At 43.9% G+C, this 21,165-nt stretch carries 10 protein-coding genes; 5 read left to right on the forward strand and 5 right to left on the reverse strand.

Translation table 11 applies throughout. The annotated features are described in order from the left end of the window. Together MUP17_04625 and MUP17_04630 are read right to left on the reverse strand one after the other, a co-directional pair. Nucleotides 1–1,622, reverse strand: a 1,622-nt coding sequence (locus MUP17_04625) for an amidohydrolase (GenBank protein ID MCJ7458258.1), incomplete at its 3' end; no start/stop codon positions are given. A 251-nt stretch (nucleotides 1,623–1,873) separates the two neighbouring features. Next, nucleotides 1,874–4,027 carry a S46 family peptidase gene (locus tag MUP17_04630; GenBank protein MCJ7458259.1) on the reverse strand — a complete coding sequence of 718 codons (2,154 nt, stop codon included), beginning with the start codon at nucleotides 4,025–4,027 and terminating at the stop codon, nucleotides 1,874–1,876. A 483-nt stretch (nucleotides 4,028–4,510) separates the two neighbouring features. Between MUP17_04630 and MUP17_04635 the strand changes: the two genes are divergently transcribed. The 3 genes from MUP17_04635 to MUP17_04645 all read left to right on the forward strand — a co-directional run bounded on the left by MUP17_04635 (nucleotide 4,511) and on the right by MUP17_04645 (nucleotide 13,049). Further along, nucleotides 4,511–5,275: an SDR family oxidoreductase gene (locus tag MUP17_04635; protein ID MCJ7458260.1), complete on the forward strand. Its 765-nt coding sequence runs from the start codon at nucleotides 4,511–4,513 to the stop codon at nucleotides 5,273–5,275. A gap of 298 nt (nucleotides 5,276–5,573) precedes the next feature. After that, nucleotides 5,574–9,380, forward strand: a complete 3,807-nt coding sequence (locus MUP17_04640; GenBank protein ID MCJ7458261.1) for a tetratricopeptide repeat protein — start codon at nucleotides 5,574–5,576, stop codon at nucleotides 9,378–9,380. A gap of 33 nt (nucleotides 9,381–9,413) precedes the next feature. Next, a complete protein-coding gene (locus MUP17_04645; GenBank protein ID MCJ7458262.1) occupies nucleotides 9,414–13,049 on the forward strand; it encodes a GAF domain-containing protein in 3,636 nt (1,211 codons plus the stop codon). Between the two features lie 77 nt (nucleotides 13,050–13,126). Here MUP17_04645 and MUP17_04650 read toward each other — a convergent pair whose 3' ends face one another. Then, the gene (locus MUP17_04650) at nucleotides 13,127–14,107 is read right to left on the reverse strand and encodes a PDZ domain-containing protein (protein ID MCJ7458263.1); all 981 of its coding nucleotides are present in this window, start codon (nucleotides 14,105–14,107) and stop codon (nucleotides 13,127–13,129) included. A 301-nt stretch (nucleotides 14,108–14,408) separates the two neighbouring features. Between MUP17_04650 and MUP17_04655 the strand changes: the two genes are divergently transcribed. Continuing rightward, entirely contained in the window at nucleotides 14,409–14,705 is a 297-nt protein-coding gene (locus tag MUP17_04655) for a GYD domain-containing protein (protein MCJ7458264.1), read from the forward strand. 80 nt (nucleotides 14,706–14,785) lie between these two features. Here the strand turns inward: MUP17_04655 and MUP17_04660 are convergent, their stop codons facing one another. Beyond that, nucleotides 14,786–17,236: a M20/M25/M40 family metallo-hydrolase gene (locus tag MUP17_04660; GenBank protein ID MCJ7458265.1), complete on the reverse strand. Its 2,451-nt coding sequence runs from the start codon at nucleotides 17,234–17,236 to the stop codon at nucleotides 14,786–14,788. 350 nt (nucleotides 17,237–17,586) lie between these two features. On the opposite strand from MUP17_04660, the gene MUP17_04665 reads away from it, so the two are divergent. Further along, nucleotides 17,587–18,852: a (Fe-S)-binding protein gene (locus tag MUP17_04665; GenBank protein ID MCJ7458266.1), complete on the forward strand. Its 1,266-nt coding sequence runs from the start codon at nucleotides 17,587–17,589 to the stop codon at nucleotides 18,850–18,852. Between the two features lie 343 nt (nucleotides 18,853–19,195). Here the strand turns inward: MUP17_04665 and pepF are convergent, their stop codons facing one another. Continuing rightward, nucleotides 19,196–21,076 (reverse strand): oligoendopeptidase F, encoded by a 1,881-nt coding sequence (gene pepF / locus MUP17_04670; protein ID MCJ7458267.1) that lies wholly within the window; start codon nucleotides 21,074–21,076, stop codon nucleotides 19,196–19,198. Nucleotides 21,077–21,165 lie beyond the last annotated feature (89 nt).

Genomic DNA, 21,165 nt, shown 5'->3' on the forward strand with positions numbered 1-21,165 from the left:
ACCTTTCCCCCCAAAATCGTCATCTCCACTTCCGTGTCTTTAATCTCCTCTGGCTGAATGCTGAAAATATCTTTAGATAAAACCACTATATCTGCTAATTTCCCGACTTCCAGAGACCCTTTTTCCTTCTCCCGAAATTCAGCATAAGCAGAACCCAGAGTGTAAGCTTTTACCGCCTGCTCTATAGTCAGCTTTTGTAGAGACGCATGGCCATGCGTCTCTAAATAATTTGCAGAACCCTGTAGGGGCACAGCATGCTGTGCCCCTACATCCCGTGTTACCGTCGAATATATACCCAACATCGGGTTCAAAGACTCAACTGGCCAATCAGTCCCGAAAGCCAAAACCGTGCCCGAATCTAAAAGCGATTTAAAAGCGTAAGCCCCTTTCATTCTCTCTTTCCCCAATCTCTGCTCCAGCCATTTCTTATCTGAGCTCCAGAAACTCGGTTGGACTGAAGCCACTGTCCCGGATTTAGCAAAACGAGAAATATCCGCCTCCCTGAGCAGACTACAATGTTCGATTCGATGCCTTCTTTCTCTCTCTGGATTCATCTTTTGAATTTTCTCATATACATTCAAAACTGTATGATTAGCCCTATCCCCGATTGCGTGAATCCCAACCTGATACCCTGATTTATCTGCCAGCATAACCATATCCTCTAACTCTTTTTCCTCATGCAAAAAAACTCCAGACTTTCCTGGCTCGTCCGAATAAGGCTCAAAAAGAAAAGCAGTGCGAGAGCCGAGCGTACCATCTGCCATAATCTTAAGAAGCCCAGGTCTTAAAAGATTACTTTTTTCAGGAAAACTTTTTATCAGCCGTTTTAGTTCCTGTGGTTTTTTAATCAATTCTAAAGGTAACCATTCACTAACTCTGACTTTTAACTCATCTTTTTCCATAAGCTTTTTGTAAACCTCTAATACCTCTACATCCGAATTATCCTGAACGCTCGTAATCCCGAACCTGTTAGCTTCCTTCACGGCTTCTTTTAGAGCTAAAGTCTGCTCCTCAAAAGAAGGCTTAGGAATCATACGCTCAACCAATTGCATCGCATTTTCCAGCAAGATTCCTATCGGTTCTCCAGTATTGGCATTTTTGATTATAGCCCCTCCTTCTGGAGAAGAGCTATTCTGGTCTATTTTCGACATTTGCAAAGCTAAACTATTAGCCCAGCCCACGTGCCCATCGATTCTTTTTAAGTAAACTGGATTCTGCGGAGCAATTTTATCTAAAAAGGTTTTATCCGGCCATTTCCCCTGATTGAAAAGAGTATGGTCCCATCCCCTACCCAAAATCCAGGACCCAGGTTTCAATTTGTTAGCTTTATCCTTGATCTTCTCCCCTATCTCTTGAAAGCTTCTACAGTCTCTCAAATCCACCCGCAGGAAGTTCAATCCCCCTCCAAGAAAATGCAGGTGCGCATCATTGAAACCAGGCAGAACCAGTCTCCCTTTTAAATCTATTACCACTGTCTCTTTGGTCGCATACGCCTTCGCCTTTTCCTCACTTCCTGCATAGACAATCTCTTCGCCTGAGATGGCCAAAGCAGGAACCTCAGGATTTTTTTTATCCAGCGTAACGATTCTACCATTTAATAATATTAAACTGGCTTTAGACATCTATTCTCTACTGTTAAAGAGTAAAATAATCTGAGATCCCGAAAAAGAATTGTTTGAAAAACCTTTGCAGTGTCTTGTTAATGGAGTAACCAAAAATAAGCTCTATTGATTTTCAAATAATCAGAGATAAGGTTAAAGCTCCGCCGATACCGGATCCACTCCGGTTGGATTTAGACTCCGGTGTTTCTTCCAAAAAAATGGACTATATAGAAATAGACTCTCTAATTCTTTTATTGAATTAACAACCAAGCTCAGCGAATATCCAGTTCCTTTAGAATATTCTGGGTTTGACCCATCTTTTCAGCGATAAAAAGAATGTAGCGAGAATCCACGTTTATGGATCGGGTTAAATCCGGATCATACTGAAAATCAGAGGTTATGCTTTCGTAGTCGCCATCAAAAATCAAACCAATTATTTCTCCTTTTCCATTCATAATCGGGCTTCCGGAATTGCCGCCTGTGCCATCGTTAGTTGAAAGAAAGTCTACCACCATATCCCCTATGCCTGGATCGACATACCTTCCAAAATCCCGGCTGGCATATAGCTTTTTAAGAACCTCCGGAACGTCAAAAGGTTCTGTGCCGGTATCTTTTTCCATCACTCCCTTCAGAGTAGTAACATAGTCATAATTAACAGCATCTCGTGGTGAGTAACCCTTGATTTCACCCCAGTTGAAACGAAGGGTGCCATTGGCATCCGGGTAAAGCCCTTGTTTTTTCCACTCGCTGATCCCTCTTATGAAGAGAGGCCTGAGTTGATAAACCGCACCTACGAATGATTTATACCTGTCATCGATAACTGATTTTTCCTTTTCAAGCTCAGCCGCAAAATTGATCATTGCATCATTCTTCTTCTTAAGTTCTTCTGCGGTCATATCGAACATCTTAAGACGTTCATCCACATCCGCAACCCTGGTATTCTCATACAGGTTTTGAATAAACTGTTGTATGGCTTTTTTCTTCTCCTCTCCCTGTTTTTCCTGGACGATTTTCTCTACTGCCTCAATTTTCTGACCCTCTGGCAAGCTGGCAGCCCTGGTAATGAACATCTCTAATATCAACTGGTCTGTGGGGATGTCCAGGTCGTGCTGAGCCTCTTTGAGATAGTCTTTGAGATCAGGTATGTTCCTTTCCTGAAATTGGGGCTCCCTCTCCATATCCTTTTTGCTCTTCTCGGTTCCCCATTTCTGGATGGTATAAGCCAGACCCAAGACATCACTCGTCTGGCCATCTAACATACTCTGCTTCTCATCGTAGGTCTTCAACTCCGCATAAAGGCCACCGATTCTTGGTAAAACATCCCCATATTTTTTTTCCAAATCTGGATGCTGGGCAAGATATTCTTTGAACTCAGCTTCTTGTTTTAATTTACGCTCCAAAAGACGGGTTTTCTTCAGCCCTTCCAGCATTCCCTGATTGTTTTTCAAGCTATTAGAAATCCCTGCGATTCTGTCGGCAAATTTGATGGCTAACTCTGGACTCTCTTCTGATTTTGCTTCTAATATCTTAAGCATTCCTTTTGCAGTTTCTATCTGCTGGGGATACAGGTGATTCTGCCACATATCCACTGAATACGAGTCCCGGTAACGAAGGGTATTACCCGGGTAACCCAGGATCATGGCAAAAGAGCCTTCTTTATACCCTTTGATAGAAATGGGAAGATATCTCTTGGTCTGGTATGGGACGTTCTCTTCGCTGTATTCAGCCGGACTCCCGTCTGGAGCCACGTATGCTCTGAAAAAGGAGAAATCCCCTGCATGCCGGGGCCACATCCAGTTGTCGATATCTCCTCCGAAACTACCGATTGAGCTTGGCGGAGCGTAAACCAGACGCACGTCCTTGATCCTGTTGTAGATGAAAAGATAATACTTGGTCCCGCTGAGCACCTCCACAACACTACACCTAACTTTTCCTCCTTTTTCGCATTCGGCAATCAGCTTTTTCTGGTTTTTCTCTATGGCTTTATACCGGTCAAAGTATGACATCTTCTCGTTTATACCTTTGAGCACTTCTTTGGTCACATCTTTGAAATCTTTAGTAATAAGCACCTGGTATCCCGGAGCATGAATTTCCTCCTTCTGGGTTTTGGCTAAAAATCCATTCTGGATGAAATTCTGCTCCAGCGTGCTTCGTCTCTGAATGGCACCAAAAGCCACGTGATGATTGGTCAAAATCAGACCATTAGGTGAGACAAAAGAGCCACTCCCGCCTCCCACCTGGACTACTGCATCCTTTAAGTCATAGATCTGTTCCGCAGTCAGCTCCAGACCCTTAGCCTTCATCTGCTCAAAGGGGAGATCTTTCAACTCATCCAGCATCCACATCCCCTCTTCGGCGAAAGTTTGAGTAGCTGCTACGGAAAATAGCAGCAAACCGATCAGGCAGGCTGCAACCTTCGAGCGCATCTTTGATCCTCTTTTTGAAAAGGTTTTTTTAATGAGGTTTTTGATTCTTCCAAGTCCAGATTAATTCATTTATCTTTATTTAATTCATTTCATTCTTAAAGTCAAGTTTTTTGCTGAAAGTTATGTTTAATCAAGAGGAATGAGATATTGTTACAGTTTCATTTTTTAACTTCCGAGACAATCATACGAATGACACAGAATACTGGTTTCACTTATTTAAGAATAAATCTTGAGAACCAAATTAGGACAATACCCCACCTCTTTTTACTTGCAATCTTTTGGTTTAATTTTATCTTAGATAGAATCCTAAAACGCGTAGCCGTCCGCCAGAGGCGGATCAAGGCTCGGTCGAAGGTTTGAAACCTCCTCTACGCTGTTTTGGTGGTAGGTCAGACATTCCTGTCTGACCTTGGTTACAACGTCTGGTGGTGGCCGGGGTCTGAAACCTCGGTAATCCGAACAAGTGAACAGAAGGAGTTAAAAATGTCAGTTTTAATTGATCTTAAAGGAAAGGTAACCTTAATAACCGGTGCCTCCAGAGGAATCGGAAAAGCCACCGCCCTGCTTTTTGCCCGGGCAGGCTCCGACCTAATCTTAAACTATTTCAGAAACAGGAAAGAGGCAGAAAAAGTTGCATCTATAGCTAAGTCCAGAGATGTGCAGGCGGAGATTTATAGAGCAGATGTCTCCTCAAAATCTCAGTGTGAAAAGATGGTCGACTTTACTCTTAAGAAATTCGGTAAGATCGACATCCTGATAAATAATGCTGGAATATGGAAATATGCCCCTATAGATAGGATGACCCCTGCTCAGTTAAAAGAAACTTTGACTATAAATCTGGAGAGCATCTTCTATCTGACAACTAAAGTCGTTCCTATAATGAAAAAACAAGGTGGCGGAAACATAATCAATATCTCCTCCACTGCCGGGCAGAGAGGTGAGGCTTACCATTCTCATTATGCCGCCACCAAAGGGGCAATTATAAGCCTGACCAAATCTCTATCGACTGAGCTGGCATCTTACAATATAAGGGTCAATTGTGTCGCGCCTGGCTGGGTGGATACAGATATGAGCCACAGCTCGCTAATCGGGAAAGACCGGAAGTGGATTTTAGACCAGATTCCTCTGGGCCGTGCGGCTGAGCCAGAAGAGATCGCCGGAGCCATACTGTTTTTAGCCTCAGACTTAGCCACCTTCATCACGGGAGAGATCATCAACGTCAACGGCGGTGCAGTCCTCTGTGGGTAAAAAGAAGCTTGAGCGGGTGGAGGCAAACTCCACCCCTACTCGACCAGGGCGTTTTTTAGGAAGGTAGCCGCAAGCTTCAGCTTGCGTATCAGGAATTAACTCGATGGAAACGCAGACTAAAGTCTGCGGCTACCCTTTCTCTCATTTTTCATCCTCTCTAAATATCTTGTCAGTTAATCAACGATTAAGGGGGCAACAAGCCTTTCCTCCAATCCCCCAAAGTAAATTTTGTTTTAATGCTGTCGATAAAGAAAAGAGAATCAGATTGTCCTGATTCTCGCACTTTAGTTGAATGTCTATGGAGATCATCAATAATCGTTACAGGATAGTAAGGAAGCTGGGCGAGGGCGGTATGGGGTCTGTCTACCTGGTAGAGGATTCCTCAGAGAACAACAAGAAGATTGCCCTTAAAACCATCAAAGCAGACAAGCAGGTACTTCCTGCACTTGAAAGATTTAAAAGCGAATTTAAATCGCTTACCGAACTGCGCCACCCCAATCTGGCTGAAGTATATGATTTCGGCGTAATCCGGAAATCCTCTTCCGAGAAGGAGGATGAATATTTTTTCACCCTTGAGTATGTAGAGGGAAAAGACCTGTTCGAAGCCACAGAGAACCTGTCTTATGATGAGCTGTATGAGCTGATAGTTCAAGTCTGCAGGGCTTTAGAATATGTGCATCTTAGAGGGGTTTTACATAACGACCTGAAGCCGGAAAACATCCTGGTTAAGACTCTGGACAAAGGAAAGTATCTGGCAAAACTTATGGACTTTGGACTGGCAGAGGAAAGACCGACCGCTGGCAAAATCAAGGGGACTGCTCATTACCTTGCCCCGGAGATAGCTTCAGGTAAACTCCCGACCCGCCTGACAGATTTATATTCCTTAGGTGTGGTTCTATATCAGGTTGCAACTCGAAAGCTGCCTTTTGAAGGTAATACCCCGGTTGAGATTTTGAAAAAGCAGATAGAACAGGAGCCTATCCTTCCCCAGAGAGTAAAACCTAATGTACCTGATTCGCTCCAGACTGTTATTCTGAAACTACTGTCAAAAAATCCGGAGAGTCGTTACCAGAGCGCCAATGAGATTATAGAGGCAATAAATGTCTTGGCTCATAAGGATTTTCAGATAGATAGCCAGGATGCAGAGCAAAGCTGTCTTTTAAGCGGCAAACTAATCGGCCGGCAAAAAGAGATCTCCTTATTTCAGGAGCATATTCAAAAACTGCTCAAAGAGAAAACCGGAAGTTTTCTTTTAATCCGGGGTGAAAGCGGCATCGGCAAGACCCGGCTTCTGAACGAGTTCAAATACCGGATCCAGCTGAACAAGGTGAATTTTTTCTCTGGAAAATCTTCCTCTGAGGGCGGTACTCCTTACCAGTCGATCAGGGAGATCCTGAGACAGATCTTCCCGCTGTTTCCATCAGAATCGGTAAAGAAATATTCCTGGACTCTGCAAAAACTTATACCGGAATCATTTTCGACAGAGCAGGAGCCTGAAAAGGTCAGGCTAAATCCAGATCAGGAAAAACTCAAACTCTTTGATGGGGTCACTCAATTTCTCCTGGAATTCAGCGAATCCAGTCCTGCGGGTTTCAGCTTCGATGACCTCCAGTTAGCTGACCAGGCAACCTTAGAGCTATTAAGCTATATCTCCAGGAATATCAAAACATACCCTGTTCTCCTTTTGGGTACTTACCAGTCTAACGAGTTAGAGGCAGAAAAAGGGTCTAACTTTTTTGAAAGCGAGATCCAGGAGCTGAAAGCAGAGGGCTTGCTGACCGAGATTCGCCTGGAAGCCTTTGAAGTTCAGGAGATAGATGAGCTTCTCCGGTCCAGGCTGGGGATAGAGACTCTTCCCCCTGGCTTCAGCCAGAAACTGAAAGAGCTGACTGGCGGGAATCCCTTTTTTGTTCAGGAGGTAATGAAAGCCGTTATTGAGAAGAAATCCATCTCCCGAAAAGACCTTTACTGGTCCCTAGAAAAATTTGATTTCACTGAATTGCAGATACCCCGGACCTTGAAAGGGGTTCTTTCTGAAAAGGTAAACCAATTAGACCCCGATCTTTTAAAAATTGCCCAGACCCTGGCAGTTTTCAACCGTGCAGTGGAGGCAGGGTTCCTTCAAAAAGCTCTACCAAAGCAGCCGGAAGAATTCCTTTGCGGACTTAACTCTTTGCAGAAGATGGAAATCCTTAAAGCGGAAAAGGAGAGTGCGACTGAGCTTTACTTCTTTACCAATGCTCAGATCCGCGAGGTGATCTACGAGCAGATGGAACCTGAGTTGAAATTGGGAATGCATCGAACTATTGGTTTTCTGTTAGAAAACCTTTACCGCTCTAACCGGCGTGAGCATCCGGAGGAATTAGCCTATCATTTTAACAACTCCGGGGATAAGAAAAAAGCTTTAAGTTATTCTCTTTTAGCTGGAAGAAGAAGTAAAAAAATATGCGCCAACAACGAAGCCTGCAAATTCTTTGAAAATGCCCTTCCCCTTTTGAAACAGAAAAAAAATAGTAAAGCCGGATCCAGAGTATACGAGAATTTAATTGAGCTCTACCAGCGCATGGGCCAGTTCGATCTGGCTATCCAGAAATTTGAAGAATGGGATAAGATCATCCTTGATCCCGGAAAGAAAGCTAATGCTTTTGAGAAAATCGGGATGGTCTATGAGAAAAAAGGCGAATTTGACCTGGCTTTAGAACACCTGAGCAAGGGGATTGGGCATCTGCAGTCGAGCGAACATTCGCAGGAGATGGCCCGGCTTTATTACGATTGTGGTTTTGTGCACAGCCGCAAAGGAGAGTTCGATCAGGCCAGAGAATTTTATGATAAAGCCCTAGGTATCTTAAAAGATAAAACGGATCAGGTCTCTTTAAAAGAAATTGGAAAACTCTTTAACGTTACCGGAGTGGTTCACTGGTATCAGGGGAAATATGATCAGGCCGTCGAATATTACCAGAAGTCGATTGAGATTTTTCAGAAGCTCAAAGACGAGCAGGAGGTCTCTTACCCTTACAATAATCTGGGGAACATCTCTTTTGATCGTGGAGACGTTGACCGGGCAATCGAATATTATCAGAAAAGCCTTGCCCTACGTGAAAAAATTGGGGACATCAATGCCATGGCTGGCTCATACAACAATTTAGGAAATGCTTACTACAAGAAAGGCAATTATTCCGAAGGGCTGAGGAATTATAAAAGGAGTGCATCTATCTACACCCGTATAGGAGCGCGCTCCTCGGTTATAATTCCCTTGAGCAATATAGCCAATATCAGCCTGGAGCAGGCTGATTATCGTTCTGCTTTAGAATATAACCAGAAATGTATGGAGATGTCCGAAAAAGTTGGAGCTCTGGTGAACCTGTCAATTAATACCCACAACCAGGGTTGCATATACCAGCTTCTGAATGCCCTGGATAAAGCAATCGAATGTTCCCATAAAAGCTATACTATAAAGTGTAAGCTGAAAGACACTTTTGGAAAGGCTGGTACCTTCACTCTCCTGGGAGATATATACCGAATCAAAGGGGAATGGTTCAAATCGGAAAGATTTCTTCAAAAAGCCATAAAGATCTACCAGGAATTAAATAGCAAGCCCGGGGAGGCTGAGGCTTTGAAATCCTGGGCAGAACTCAACCTGGAAACTGGAAATTATGCTTTGGCTTTTGAGCTTCTGAAAAACGCCCTCAGGCTGGCGGAGGAGTCTCAGGATGTCTCCCTGATCATTTATTCTAATCTTGTTCTTGGAAAGGGTAAGCTGAAAGCCAGAATTTCCAACTGGAATCTGGAAAATTTCTCCTGGGAAGAAATAGAAAAAGACCTGAAAACCACCCTGGATAAGGCTGAATCACTTCAAAAACCGGAGTTGCAGTGGGAGATCTCAGCCAGCTTGGGAGATCTATATCAGGCTCAAAGAAAATATACCTCTGCCACAAAATATTATAAAAAATCGGTAAACGTTCTGCGTGAGATCTACGCTAAAGTGCCAGAGGAGTTCAGGAGTTTGTATCTTTCTGAGCCTAAGAAAATTCAGTTAAGAAAAGAAATCACTTTCTTAAAAGAGGAACTTAAGACCCAAAGCAAAGCTTTAGCTGGAGTAGATTGAAGATTTTATCAAAAAGAGATTGAGGATTTATCGATGTCAACTTCGGATTTAAAAAAGAAAAGCACTTCTTCAACTTACGAAGGGGCTGAGGTCTTCAAATTAATGGAGACCGACCTGCAGGAAGCTGAAAAATGGGCTTTAGAACTGGAGAAAACCCGGCAGAGCAGTTTCCAGGACCAATCCCTGCGCAAGCTCCTGGAGATAAGTAATGCCATGAACTCCAATCTGAAGCTGGATCGACTTCTGGCTTATGTGATGGATCAGGTAATAGAGATGACCAAAGCTGAATATGGCTATCTGATCTTCTTAAAAGAGGACGGCGGATTGGAATTCAAAGTCGCTCACAATTTAGCCAAAGAGGAGATCGAGAGCGCAGAATTCGAGATCAGCCGCAGCGTGATCCGGGAAGTGATAGAAAGCCAGAAAACCGTTTTCCTGCAGGACGCCTCCCAGGAAGAGCGATTCAAAAACAAACATAGTATCCTGGATTTACAGCTTAAGTCTATCTTAAGTGTTCCTTTAAAGATTAAGCAAAAGCTATTGGGTTTAATATACTTAGAGAACAGGTCTATCGTCGGAATGTTCACCCCTGACCAGGCAGAGCTTTTAGAGGTGTTTGCCAACCAGGCAGCTACGGCCATTGAAAATGCCCAGCTATTTGAGTTGACTGATGAAAAACTGCAGAAAAAGGTTCACGAGCTCTCAGCCATTAACTCGGTCATATCTACTATCAGCCAGACAATGGACCTTAAATTAATACTGAATAATACCCTTAAAATAGTCAAACAGATCACCAACGCTGATTGTGCCAGCATCCATATGCTTAAGGGAAACCAGCTGATTTTGGAAGGGTCTCTGGGGGCAGATGCTTCGCTCTTGGATAAAGCCAGAATTGCTGACCTGGATCATCCCTGGGTCAAAAAACTTCTTAACCCCTCAAGCTGGCTGGTAAACAAATCCCTTTCCGAGTCAAATGAGTCCATCAACCTGGAAGCTAAGCGTCAAGGTTTTCAATCTTACATTGTTCTTCCCCTACAATCTAAGGATAACCTGATAGGCTTGATGAGCCTGGCAAGTAAAAAACTCAATCATTTCACTGAGGAAAATGCAGAGCTTCTTTCCTCCATTTCCAGCCAGATAGGCGTGGGAATTGAAAATACCGAGCTATACGTGAAAGAAACCAACAAAGCCAGGCGTTTAAGGGTGATCAACCAGATCGGGTTGAAGATCACCTCGATTTTAGATATTGAAAAGGTTCTGGAAGAGGTGATCAGACTCCTTTATTCAGAGTTGAACTACTACGCGGTTACTATTGGTCTGATTCAAAAAGATGAATTTATTATAAAATCGATGTATGAGGATGACAAAGGTAAATATAATATCCATAACCATAACCTGGAACTGAAGGAAAAAAGCATCCTGGGCTGGGTGGCTGAGAGTAACCGAACTTTGTTTGTAGAAAACGTGAGTACTGACCCCCGCTACTATCACTTCAACGGTCTTAAGGAGACTAGATCCGAGTTAGCGGTCCCGATTGAATTACAAGGAAAAGTTTTGGGGGTGTTGGATGCGCAGACCAATAGAATAGCTGGTTTCGACGAGGAGGATTTGCAGCTTTTGCAATCGGTTGCTAATCAAACTGCCGTGGCTCTGGAAAATGCCAGGCTTTATGCTAATAGTGAAAAGAAAATTCAAGAGCTGTCGGTGCTCAACAACGTCGCCCGAGTAGTGAATTCGACTTTAGACCTGGATCAACTTTTGGAACACATCTACCGGCAATTGACCCTGGTCATTAACGCCCCATCCTATTACGTGGCTTTATATGATAAAAAAAATAACCAACTAAATTTCGAGATTTTAATAGATAATAAAAAACAGTATCCCAAGACAAGAGTCCCCTTAGGCGATGGAGTGGTAAGCTATGTGATCAGAACTAAGAAACCTCTGCTTATAAGTGACTTTGAAACTGATATCAAAAAACTGCCGGTAAAAGTCGAGACTATTGGTAGCAATAAGATTTCCTCTTCCTGGCTGGGTGTTCCAATGCTATCTGGAGATAAAGTCTTAGGGGTTCTGGCTGTGTGCAGTTATGAAAAGAATGCTTTTTCCGAAGAGGACCTGCAGTTTCTCACCAACATCACCAGCCAGGCGGCTATAGCCATGGTCAACGCACAGCTTTTCAACCAGGTATTAAGGGGGAAACAGGAGTGGGAACAGACCTTTGACTCGATAACTGATCTCATCTGTCTGATCGACCCGGAATACAGGATCATCCGCGCGAACCGAACCCTGGCTCAAAAATTAGGCATGGAGCCAGACCAGATCATCGGCAAAAAATGTCATCAGGTTTTTCATAACCGGCTGGACTCGCCATGTTCGGAGTGTCCACATCGTCAGGCAATGCTAACCAAAAAACCGTTTACCCTAGAGATGAAGGGAATTTCCGGGGATGAGATCTTCCTCATCTCCGCCTTTCCGCGTTTCAGCTCCAAAGGTGTATTTATCGGAAGCGTGTACTTGCTCAGAGACATAACCGAGCAAAAGCGCCTCAGAGAGCAGTTGGTGCAGTCTGAGAAGATGGCTGCAGTGGGGCAGTTGGTCTCAGGCGTAGCGCACGAGCTTAATAACCCTCTGGCAGGAGTTATGGGTTATTCTCAGCTTCTTCTTATGAACAACAATCTGGACACCAAGACCCAGAGCTATCTGAACAAGATCTCCAAGGAGTCGGACCGGGCAAAAAACATCGTGAATAACCTGCTCACCTTTGCCCGCAAACATAAGCCGGAGAAAAAATATCTGGATATCAATACCATTCTGGACCAGACTATAGAATTAAGAGCTTATGACCTGAAAGTAAGTAACATCCAGGTGCTGAAAGATCTCGACCCACAGTTGCACAAGACCATGGCAGACTTCAACCAGCTTCAACAGGTATTTCTGAATATCATGAACAATGCCCACCAGGCAATCCAGGAATCCAAAGGGAAAGGCGAAATCAGAATCCGCACTGAAAAAGCTGGCGAGATGATCCGGATAATTCTGGAGGATAATGGTCCTGGTATCCCGGAGGAAAATCTCAATAAAATCTTTGAGCCTTTCTTCACCACTAAAGATGTGGGAAGAGGAACAGGACTTGGCTTGAGCATCTCCTACGGGATCATTCAGCAGCATGGCGGAAAGATCTATGCCCGGAGCATACTGGGTCAGGGGGCTACTTTCGTAATTGAGCTGCCTGTATTGAAAGAAGAAAAAGCCGCAGTCTCGGAGAAGAAGGAAAAACCTAAATCTGTGATTCGGAAAATAGAGAAAAAGAATATCCTGGCGATTGACGATGAGCAGTCGATTCTGGATATTTTGATGGATACTCTCCAGCAGGAAGGACATCAGGTAGATGTGGCATCAAATGGCAGAACGGGCTTGTCCAAAGTAAAAGCTTCTGATTATGATCTGATCATTACCGACATAAAGATGCCGGATTTCGATGGCCGAAGATTTTATGAGGAAGTCAAAAAATATAGTGAGGAATTAGCCAAAAAGATTATCTTTACCACCGGAGACCTGGCTAATCCGGAAACTGAAGCTTTTTTGGACAGAGTAAAACAACCCTGCATTCCCAAGCCTTTCGATTTGGAAGAGGTCAAGCAAACCATAATAAAGTTTTTCGATTAAGAAAGTCGTAGGGGCATCCCGCCTTTGGCGGGACGACGTGCCCCTACATATTCCTGTGACTAGATATTCAGATCCAATTATCTTTTCAGTTCTTCTTTCAGCTCATCTAATTCTTTCTTAAGCTCCTCCATCTCTTTTTTCAGCTTGTTAAGATCTCTCTTCAGCTTGCTTTCATCTGAGGAATAACCTTTTAGCATAGGGGCTTCCGGGATTTGAAGTTTGTCCAGGAAAAGCTCGATGTTCTTTGTTTTTTCGATATCAGGCTGGATTTTGAAAGAATACTCCTTTTCAGTCTCGGCGAGAGTCACGGAAAAATCCTTTTGTCTTTTATCCCTCATTACCTTCAGGCTGATTTTATCTCCCTTCTCCTTCTCAGAGATTATCTGCCGAACGTCGTCTGAACCAGATACTTTCTCATTATCCACCTGGACAATTATGTCTCCGGCCTTTAGTCCAGCTTTTTCTGCAGGACTCTCCTTCTCTATCTCAGTGATTAAAGCTCCCTCTCCTTTTTTGATTCCGAAATAATCACCCAACTGCTCAGTCAAATCCTGAATTGCGACCCCCAGTTTCAATCCCGAATGAAAGCTCCAAATGAAGGGTTCAATCATTTTCTTTTCTATCTTGAGCTTCTCAGGATTCAGGTTATACAAACCAGAAAGAGAACTTTCTCCAATAGTCAGATTAAGGCTTTCCTCTTCACCATCACGGATGACCTTGATTTCGACTTCAGTCCCCGGAGCAGTTTTCCTGACCAGGCCGGTTAGTTTATCAGTCGAACCAACCTTTTTGCCATCGAATGAGATGATCACATCACCTTCCTCTATTCCAGCTTTTTCAGCCGGACTATCCTCCACCACTCCGTTTACCAGAACACCCTCTGTAGATTCCTTTAGATCCATGGATTCTTTGAGCTCAGGGGTAAGTTCCTGCAGGTAGACTCCTACCCAACCCTGTTTTTTGACCTGGGTTGACTTTTGAGCCCAGACCAGACCGACCAGCAGTAAACCAGCCAGGATAACCGCCAGAACTGCTGTGCTTGAGATTCTTTTAAACATAACAACACCTCCTTATCGTTTGTTCTACCACTTTTACAATTAGCCTATAAAAAAGTTCCAGTTTTTTAGAATTTGTAGGGGCGTATAGCAATACGTCCCTACCCCATTTGTCATCAAGAGTCGGCACCGAAGATAAACTCCGCAAGGTCAGTCCGTCAGAGGCGGACGAGTGCCACTTCTAAGAGTCGATCCCTATTAAACCCTAAGAGCAAATCAAAAAAACCTCTTTACAATTCCAGTTTACAGAACTAAATTATTCTTGAGATAAAACATTTGAAAAACTCTTTCAAAGGAGGAGAATATGCCTACCTATGTGTTGATGACCAAGCTTTCTCCGGAAGTAACCAAGAGGATGAAGCAAAGGTCTGAGCTGGGCAAGGAATGGATGGGTATGGTCAAGAAGAAATGCCCGGAGGTCAAATTCCTCTGCCATTATGCTTTATTAGGTCCTTATGATTTTCTGGATATCTATGAAGCCCCGGACGAGGAGGTCGCAGCCAAGGTTTCGATGATAGGCCTTTCCTATGGCGCCATTCAAGCCGAGAGCTGGACTGCAATCCCCTACAAGAGATTTCTGGAGTTAAGCAAGGAGATATAAAGAGTCCAAAGTAGGGACAGAACACTGTTCTGTCCCTACAAATAAGAACAACCTAACAAACTCCAAACTTCAAACTGTTTTCAGCAGCCAGGTACAGGTCCTCCTTTAAACAGATAATTGATTATAAAGATAACATCCGCCACCGTAACCTGACCATCGCAATTGGCATCGCCGGATTCTAAAGGAACTGGTGCTGGTCCGCCTTTGAAAAGATAGTTGATCAGATAGATCGCATCGCTTACTGTGACTTTACCATCTCCGTTAGCATCTCCATATTTGAACTGGGGAATGGGTTGAGCTAAGATAGCCGAAGAGGCAATCCCGGCTTTAGCAAAATCGGTGAAATATTGCATATCGAAGATTGAGACCCTATCTCCGGTAGTATGATAAGCCGAGTTGAAATCCTGAAAATCCTCAATCCCCAATATAGCTGGAAAACCATAAGCCCAGAAGGAAGCATGGTCAGAACCACCAGTTGACCCTGAGGTTATCTTTTGAGTAACCAAGGGCAGGCTATAATCATTTATCACCCCAATCATAATATCTGCCAGAGCCCCGGATGAAGAACCTGTGCCAGCATGAAGCTCAATAATATTATCATTATTCCAATCATAGGCAATCATATCGAGGTTATAAACAGCAACAATAGTGTCATCAGCTTCATAGGCTTTTTGAGCATAGGCTTCAGAGCCGAGCAACCCCTGCTCCTCGCCAGCAAAGCCGATGAATTTTATAGTATAGTCGAATTCAAAATCTTTTAATATATGAGCCGCGGTTAAAACCGCCGCAGTGCCAGAGGCATTATCATCTGCGCCCGGGGCATAATTATAAGGGTCATTAGAGGTGTTATCATAATGCGCAGTTATCAGACATTCCTTTCCCGGCTGGGTTTGACCAGGCAGAGTAGCCACGACGTTCAGCTTAGTAATACGGGGATAAGTATTACCACCCTGCTGAACCCAGGTCTGTCCCGCATCAGTGGTGTACATAATATCGTTATAGTATCCAGCCGCCCAACCCTTTAATGTGTCCACCATAAGAACCGCACAGTATGATCCGGAATTAGGGTTGGAGGCTTGAGAGGACCAGTTCGAGCCGGCATTGGTCGTGTGCAGGATAGTTCTACCCCAGCCTGCTACCCAGACCTTCATAGAATCCGGAGCGCTTACCCTATAGAGATTCTGAGTTGTTCCGCTGGTCTGAGCAACCCAATTCGTTCCCGCGTTAGTGGTGTAACGCAGATAACCGTTGTAACCGCAAACCCATCCCTTTTTACTGGTGGCGAATTCCACTTCAAGTATGATGCCAGTAGTGCCGCTGGTTTGAGAAGTCCAGCTATCACCCCGGTCAGTAGTATGAAGTATCGTCCCATTCTGTCCCACGACCCAACCCTCGAACTCGTCGATAAAGGTGATCCCATAAAGATTGTAAGAGGTACCACTCGTCTTATTGGTCCAATTCTGACCGCCATCAGTAGTATAAAGAATTGTTCCGCCATAGCCGGTCACAAACCCTCTTTTACCATCGTGAAAATAAACCCCTCTATAGTAGGTAGTATCCGGGGAGGATAATGGTGACCAGCTTTCTCCTCCATCTGTAGATTTAATGATCAGCCCGTAATATCCCACACCGTAAAGCGTCTCAGGGGTAGGATTAGAAAGTGCCCGTAAGCCGTAATAGTCTGCGCCGCTTATATAATTCCAGTGCTCACCGGCATCTGTGGTCTTCCACATCCCCGAATTAAATTCTCCCAACCAAGCTGTATCTCCAGTCGGTGTGCAGACCATATCCATCGTTTGAATAAGGCTGGTTGTGGCAATGTTGAAAGTATCATACCAGGCAGTCAATCCAAAGCTCTCGAATTGTTCTTTCAAATATTGAGCCGCCCTGTCGCATTTATCAGTATAAGTATACCGGGTCAGCAATGTATCTGCATTCCCTCCGATTGTAACCGGATGTTCTCCTGAAAGTGAGCTGTCCCAACCAGCCAGTTCGGATGTAGTAACCTTCTGAATTATTTCATCAATCAAAGGATTGTAGACTAACGCCTTACCCCTGGAGACAAGAGGAAGCTCAGCTTCTGGCTTAAGAGGAAGAGGTCTTTTCTTGATCAGTCTTAATTCCAGGCCAAAAGAGGTCAGTTCTTCGATTCTTCGAGGATTCCCCTTGACTATCGCCTTCTCCCCTTTTGCTTCCAGGACTGTGGCTTTTTCTTTGATCTGAGTCAGATATTTAGAGATATCTTCACCAGGTTTTGCATAGACAAAAAAGTAAAGTGAGTATTCTGGCTCATTATCCAGAATCTCATAGGAGATGCCTAAGCTTTTGAGATACTCCAGGTTCTGAGATGTTGCTTCAGCTAAGTAGTAATCAGCAGTCTTAGCATAGGCTTTTATCCCGGAACTTGAGAGAATACCAATCTTCTCTGGAGTGAATGCACTTACCTTGATAAGGTAACTTTCCTGAGCCACCCCCTGAGAAACAAATCCGAAAAGGATAACCAGAACTGAAACGAAGAGGAGCTTTTTCAATCTTACCTCCTGGAGTTAAAGGTTTTAATTAGATTTCAGCAAAAACAATTATTCCTTACTAAGAAAACCTTTCGTGCTTGCCAGATCTCCCGAGCTGACAGGTCCAATCTTTTCCGTCGGGTCAGGGGACCCGACGACCACATATACTCTTTAAAAAGACCGACAGAAGAAACCGATCCCCCTCCTTGACACTTTCAAAAGGAATATAATCAACCGTAATAATTTGTCAACTCAGTAATTTACTCTAATGCAAATAGAAGCAAAAAGGTCTTAATACTGCATATTTTAAGCCTTGACTCGTATAATATTAGGAATTATATTTCCAAAAATTTTTTGACTGATAATCGCTTATGTCACAAAATGATTATAAATACTTAAAAGATCACGAGGACCAGCTCCTCAAATGCCTCAAATGCGGCACCTGTCTCCCTGCTTGCCCTTTGTATGCTGAGATGAAGTACGAACCAGCCGCTCCCAGAGGAAGGGTAGCTTTAATCGATGCAGCCTATAAGGGGGATATCGATTTAACTGAGGTCTTCAGGAAAAAAGTTGCTTTCTGCCTTAACTGCAAAGCCTGCGTAGAAGCCTGTCCCAGCGGAGTCAGGGTGGATGACCTGATACTTACTGCCAGGGCAGAATTAGTTGAACGTGGGAAACTTACGCTCATTGAGAGGATGATCTTCAGGCATTTGATGAAAAGAGGAAGACTCCTCCCTCCTGTGGCAAAATGGGCAACTTTCATGGGAAGATTAGCCCAGAAAATGCTGCCCGACAGCACAGCTTTGAAACTTTTTCTGCCTATTCCGGAGGGTTTTAAGGAGAGAATCTATCCCAGGATCGCCAAGAAAAATGCCAGAAAAAGATTTCCGGAGATTATCAAAGTCAAAAATCCTAAGATGAGAGTCGGATATTTTATCGGCTGCGGAACTGACCTGGTTTATCCAGAAGTGGCTGAGGCGATGATAAAGGTTTTGACTCATAACGACATCGAGGTGCTTATTCCCAGAGGATGGGTCTGCTGTGGAACTTCAATTTACAATTCAGGTGATTTCAAGACCGGGATAAAACATGCCAAAAGGAATTTGAAAGAATTTAACAAGTTCAAATTAGATGCAATTGTCACCAACTGTGCCTCCTGCGGATTGACTTTGAAAAAAGAATATCCGGAGCTTTTGAAAGTAGGCAAATTCGATGCACCGGTATATGACATAAATGAGTTTCTGACCAAGGTGATTAAACTGAAAGATGATTTCAAGCCAATCGATTATAAAGTAACTTATCATGACCCCTGCCACTTAAACCGGGGACAGGGAATAAAAGCAGAACCCCGAAAGATATTGAGAAGCATTCCCGGAGTAAAATTCACCGACATGAAAGATGCAGATAGATGCTGTGGTGGAGGCGGTTCTTTCCATCTGAAGTACTATCCTACCTCTGTGGGAATAATGCAGAAGAAACTGGACAATATGGATAAAATCGAAGCTGATTACCTGGTAACCTCCTGCCCTGGCTGCATGATGAGATTTGAGGAAACGTTTTTGCAGAATAATAACGGTAAAAAAGTAAAACACATACTTCAGCTCTTAGCCGAAGCTTACGAAGACAAAAAGAAATAAAATGTAGGGGAAACCCCCTGTGGTTGCCCGATTTTTAGAGTTTGGCAGTAGGTCGGGTTGCGTAAGCTACCCGACTTATTTTTTGTCGGGCAGTCCCATCAAAGACCGGACAGCCCGACCTACAACTGCTGCCCCTACAAAAAAAGGCGCCCCTAAAAGGGTCGAACTACTGTGCCCGTCGGGTCCCCGGGCCCGACGAAATAAACCAGCCAGGTCGGGGGACCTGGCTGGCACATAGTTTTGATATGTTAAATCTAAATCACCCTCAAACGAGTTTGAGGGTGCCACCCAATCGTGAGGTGTATTCCTACGGTCGCGAAAAACGGACAACGCTCACGTCTTTTTACTCCAATAGCAACTTCTCAAACTGATTCACCAGATTATTGAAAAGCTCAACCGTCTTGTCTATCGGCTCAGAAGAAGTCATATCCACGCCTGCTTTTTTCAGGACATTGATCGGATAATCAGAACTTCCGGTCTTCAAAAAGGTGTAATAACGGGCTAAGGCATCCTGGTTTCCTTTAAGAATTTCTGTGGAAAGGTAGGTAACCGCCGCATACGAAGTGGCATATTGATATACATAAAAATTCCGGTAGAAATGATAAATCCGAAGTGCACCCAGGTCACTGATAGAATCACGGTAGACTTCCGGACCCCAGTATTTCTCCATCAGGTCCCGGTAGGCTGCTCTTATCACTTTTGGGGAGAGTGCCTCTCCCTTTTCCATCTTCTCGTGCGCCATCTTCTCAAATTCAGCCAGAAGAGTTTGAAAATAGAAAGTGCCGATGATCTGCTGAATATAATATTCCAGAAGATAGAGTTTCTGGTTTTTATCTTGAAGCGCATTGATAAGATATTGCATCAGAAGCGCCTCGTTAGTGGTCGAAGCCACCTCAGCCGTAAAAGTTGTGTGGCCTGCATAGATGTAAGGCTCGTTCTGGTTAGTATAATACCTGTGCAATGAATGCCCCATCTCGTGGGCAAGGGTGAACATATTTTCCAGGGTATTATTATAATTCATCAACACATAGGGATGAGTGGAGTAAGCTCCCCAGGAATAGCCACCGCTGTTTTTTCCTTCGGTCTCGAAGACGTCTACCCATCCGGAGGAGAGCCCCGTCTTCAAATCCCGGATATACTCTTTTCCCAGAGGAGCCAGCCCGGTCTGGACGAGCTTCAAGGCAGAATCATAAGGTATCTCCATTTTCGCCTCAGGAACCAGAGGGACATATAAATCATAGGAATAAAGAGTATCATATTTCAGATATTTCTTTTTTAGAGCTACAAATCTATGTAACGGCTCCAGATTTTTATTGGCGGTCTGGATTAAGTTCTCATAAACCGAGACCGGGATATTGTTGTTGTCTAAGGAAGCTTCCAGACTGGAATTATATTTTCGAGCTCGGGCGAAAAATATATCCTTATTGAGCTGAGTCGTCAAGTTTGCTCCCAGGCTGTTCAGATAGCTCAGGTAAGTGGTATTATAGGCAACGCTGGCATCCCTTCTGACTCTCCTATCTGTTGACTCCAGGAACTTGGAGTAGCGCTCCTTGGTAAGCTGAACTTCCTCTCCCTTCTCGTCTTTTATCGAAGGGTATTTTATGTCCGCATCATCTATCATCGTAAAGATTTTCAAAGGGCCTGCTGCCAGGTCCCCGGCTAAGGCTAAAATCCTTTCTTCCGGGGGAGAGAGGATATGAGCCTTGGTTCGCAGAAGATTATCAAAATAGAACTGATATGTTCTCAACCCTTTTTCTGACTTAATAAAATCATTGATTTTCTGATCAGGAATTGCTAAAATCTCCGGCTGGAAAAAAGAGGCGGCTTCAGCTATCTGGGTCCCCAGAGAAGATATCCTGTCAGCCATCTGCTGGGAAGTCGAATTTCGGGTATCCTCATCTAACTTCAGGTTGGCGCAAACGTAAAGCCGGTCCAGTTTATTAGACAGGGTATCGTTTAATTCCAGACATCCCAAGAGCTTTTTACCCGAATCGGCCAGATGCCCCTTACAGGCCGAAATCTGGGGAATGAACTCCTTCAGTTTGGAAAAGTCATTTTCCCAGTCCTCAGTTGTAGGATAGATATCCTCCAATTTCCATTTATATTTTTCAGGAATATCCGAGCGCTGGGGTATGGCTTTAGTTTGAGCGAAAACAGCGGTGAAACTAAGACTCAGAAATAGAAAGATGAATAACCCCGTTCTGCATCTGAACAAGTTTTTCATAAAATCTCCTTAAAAAGGTTCAACCAAGTCAAAATCAAAGCGGAATTATACGCTTGAAATTTTCTGAAGTCAAGGTAAAAGAAAAAGGG

The sequence above is a fragment of the Candidatus Zixiibacteriota bacterium genome (assembly GCA_022865345.1).
In the GTDB taxonomy this organism is placed as follows: Bacteria; Zixibacteria; MSB-5A5; order MSB-5A5; family RBG-16-43-9; genus RBG-16-43-9.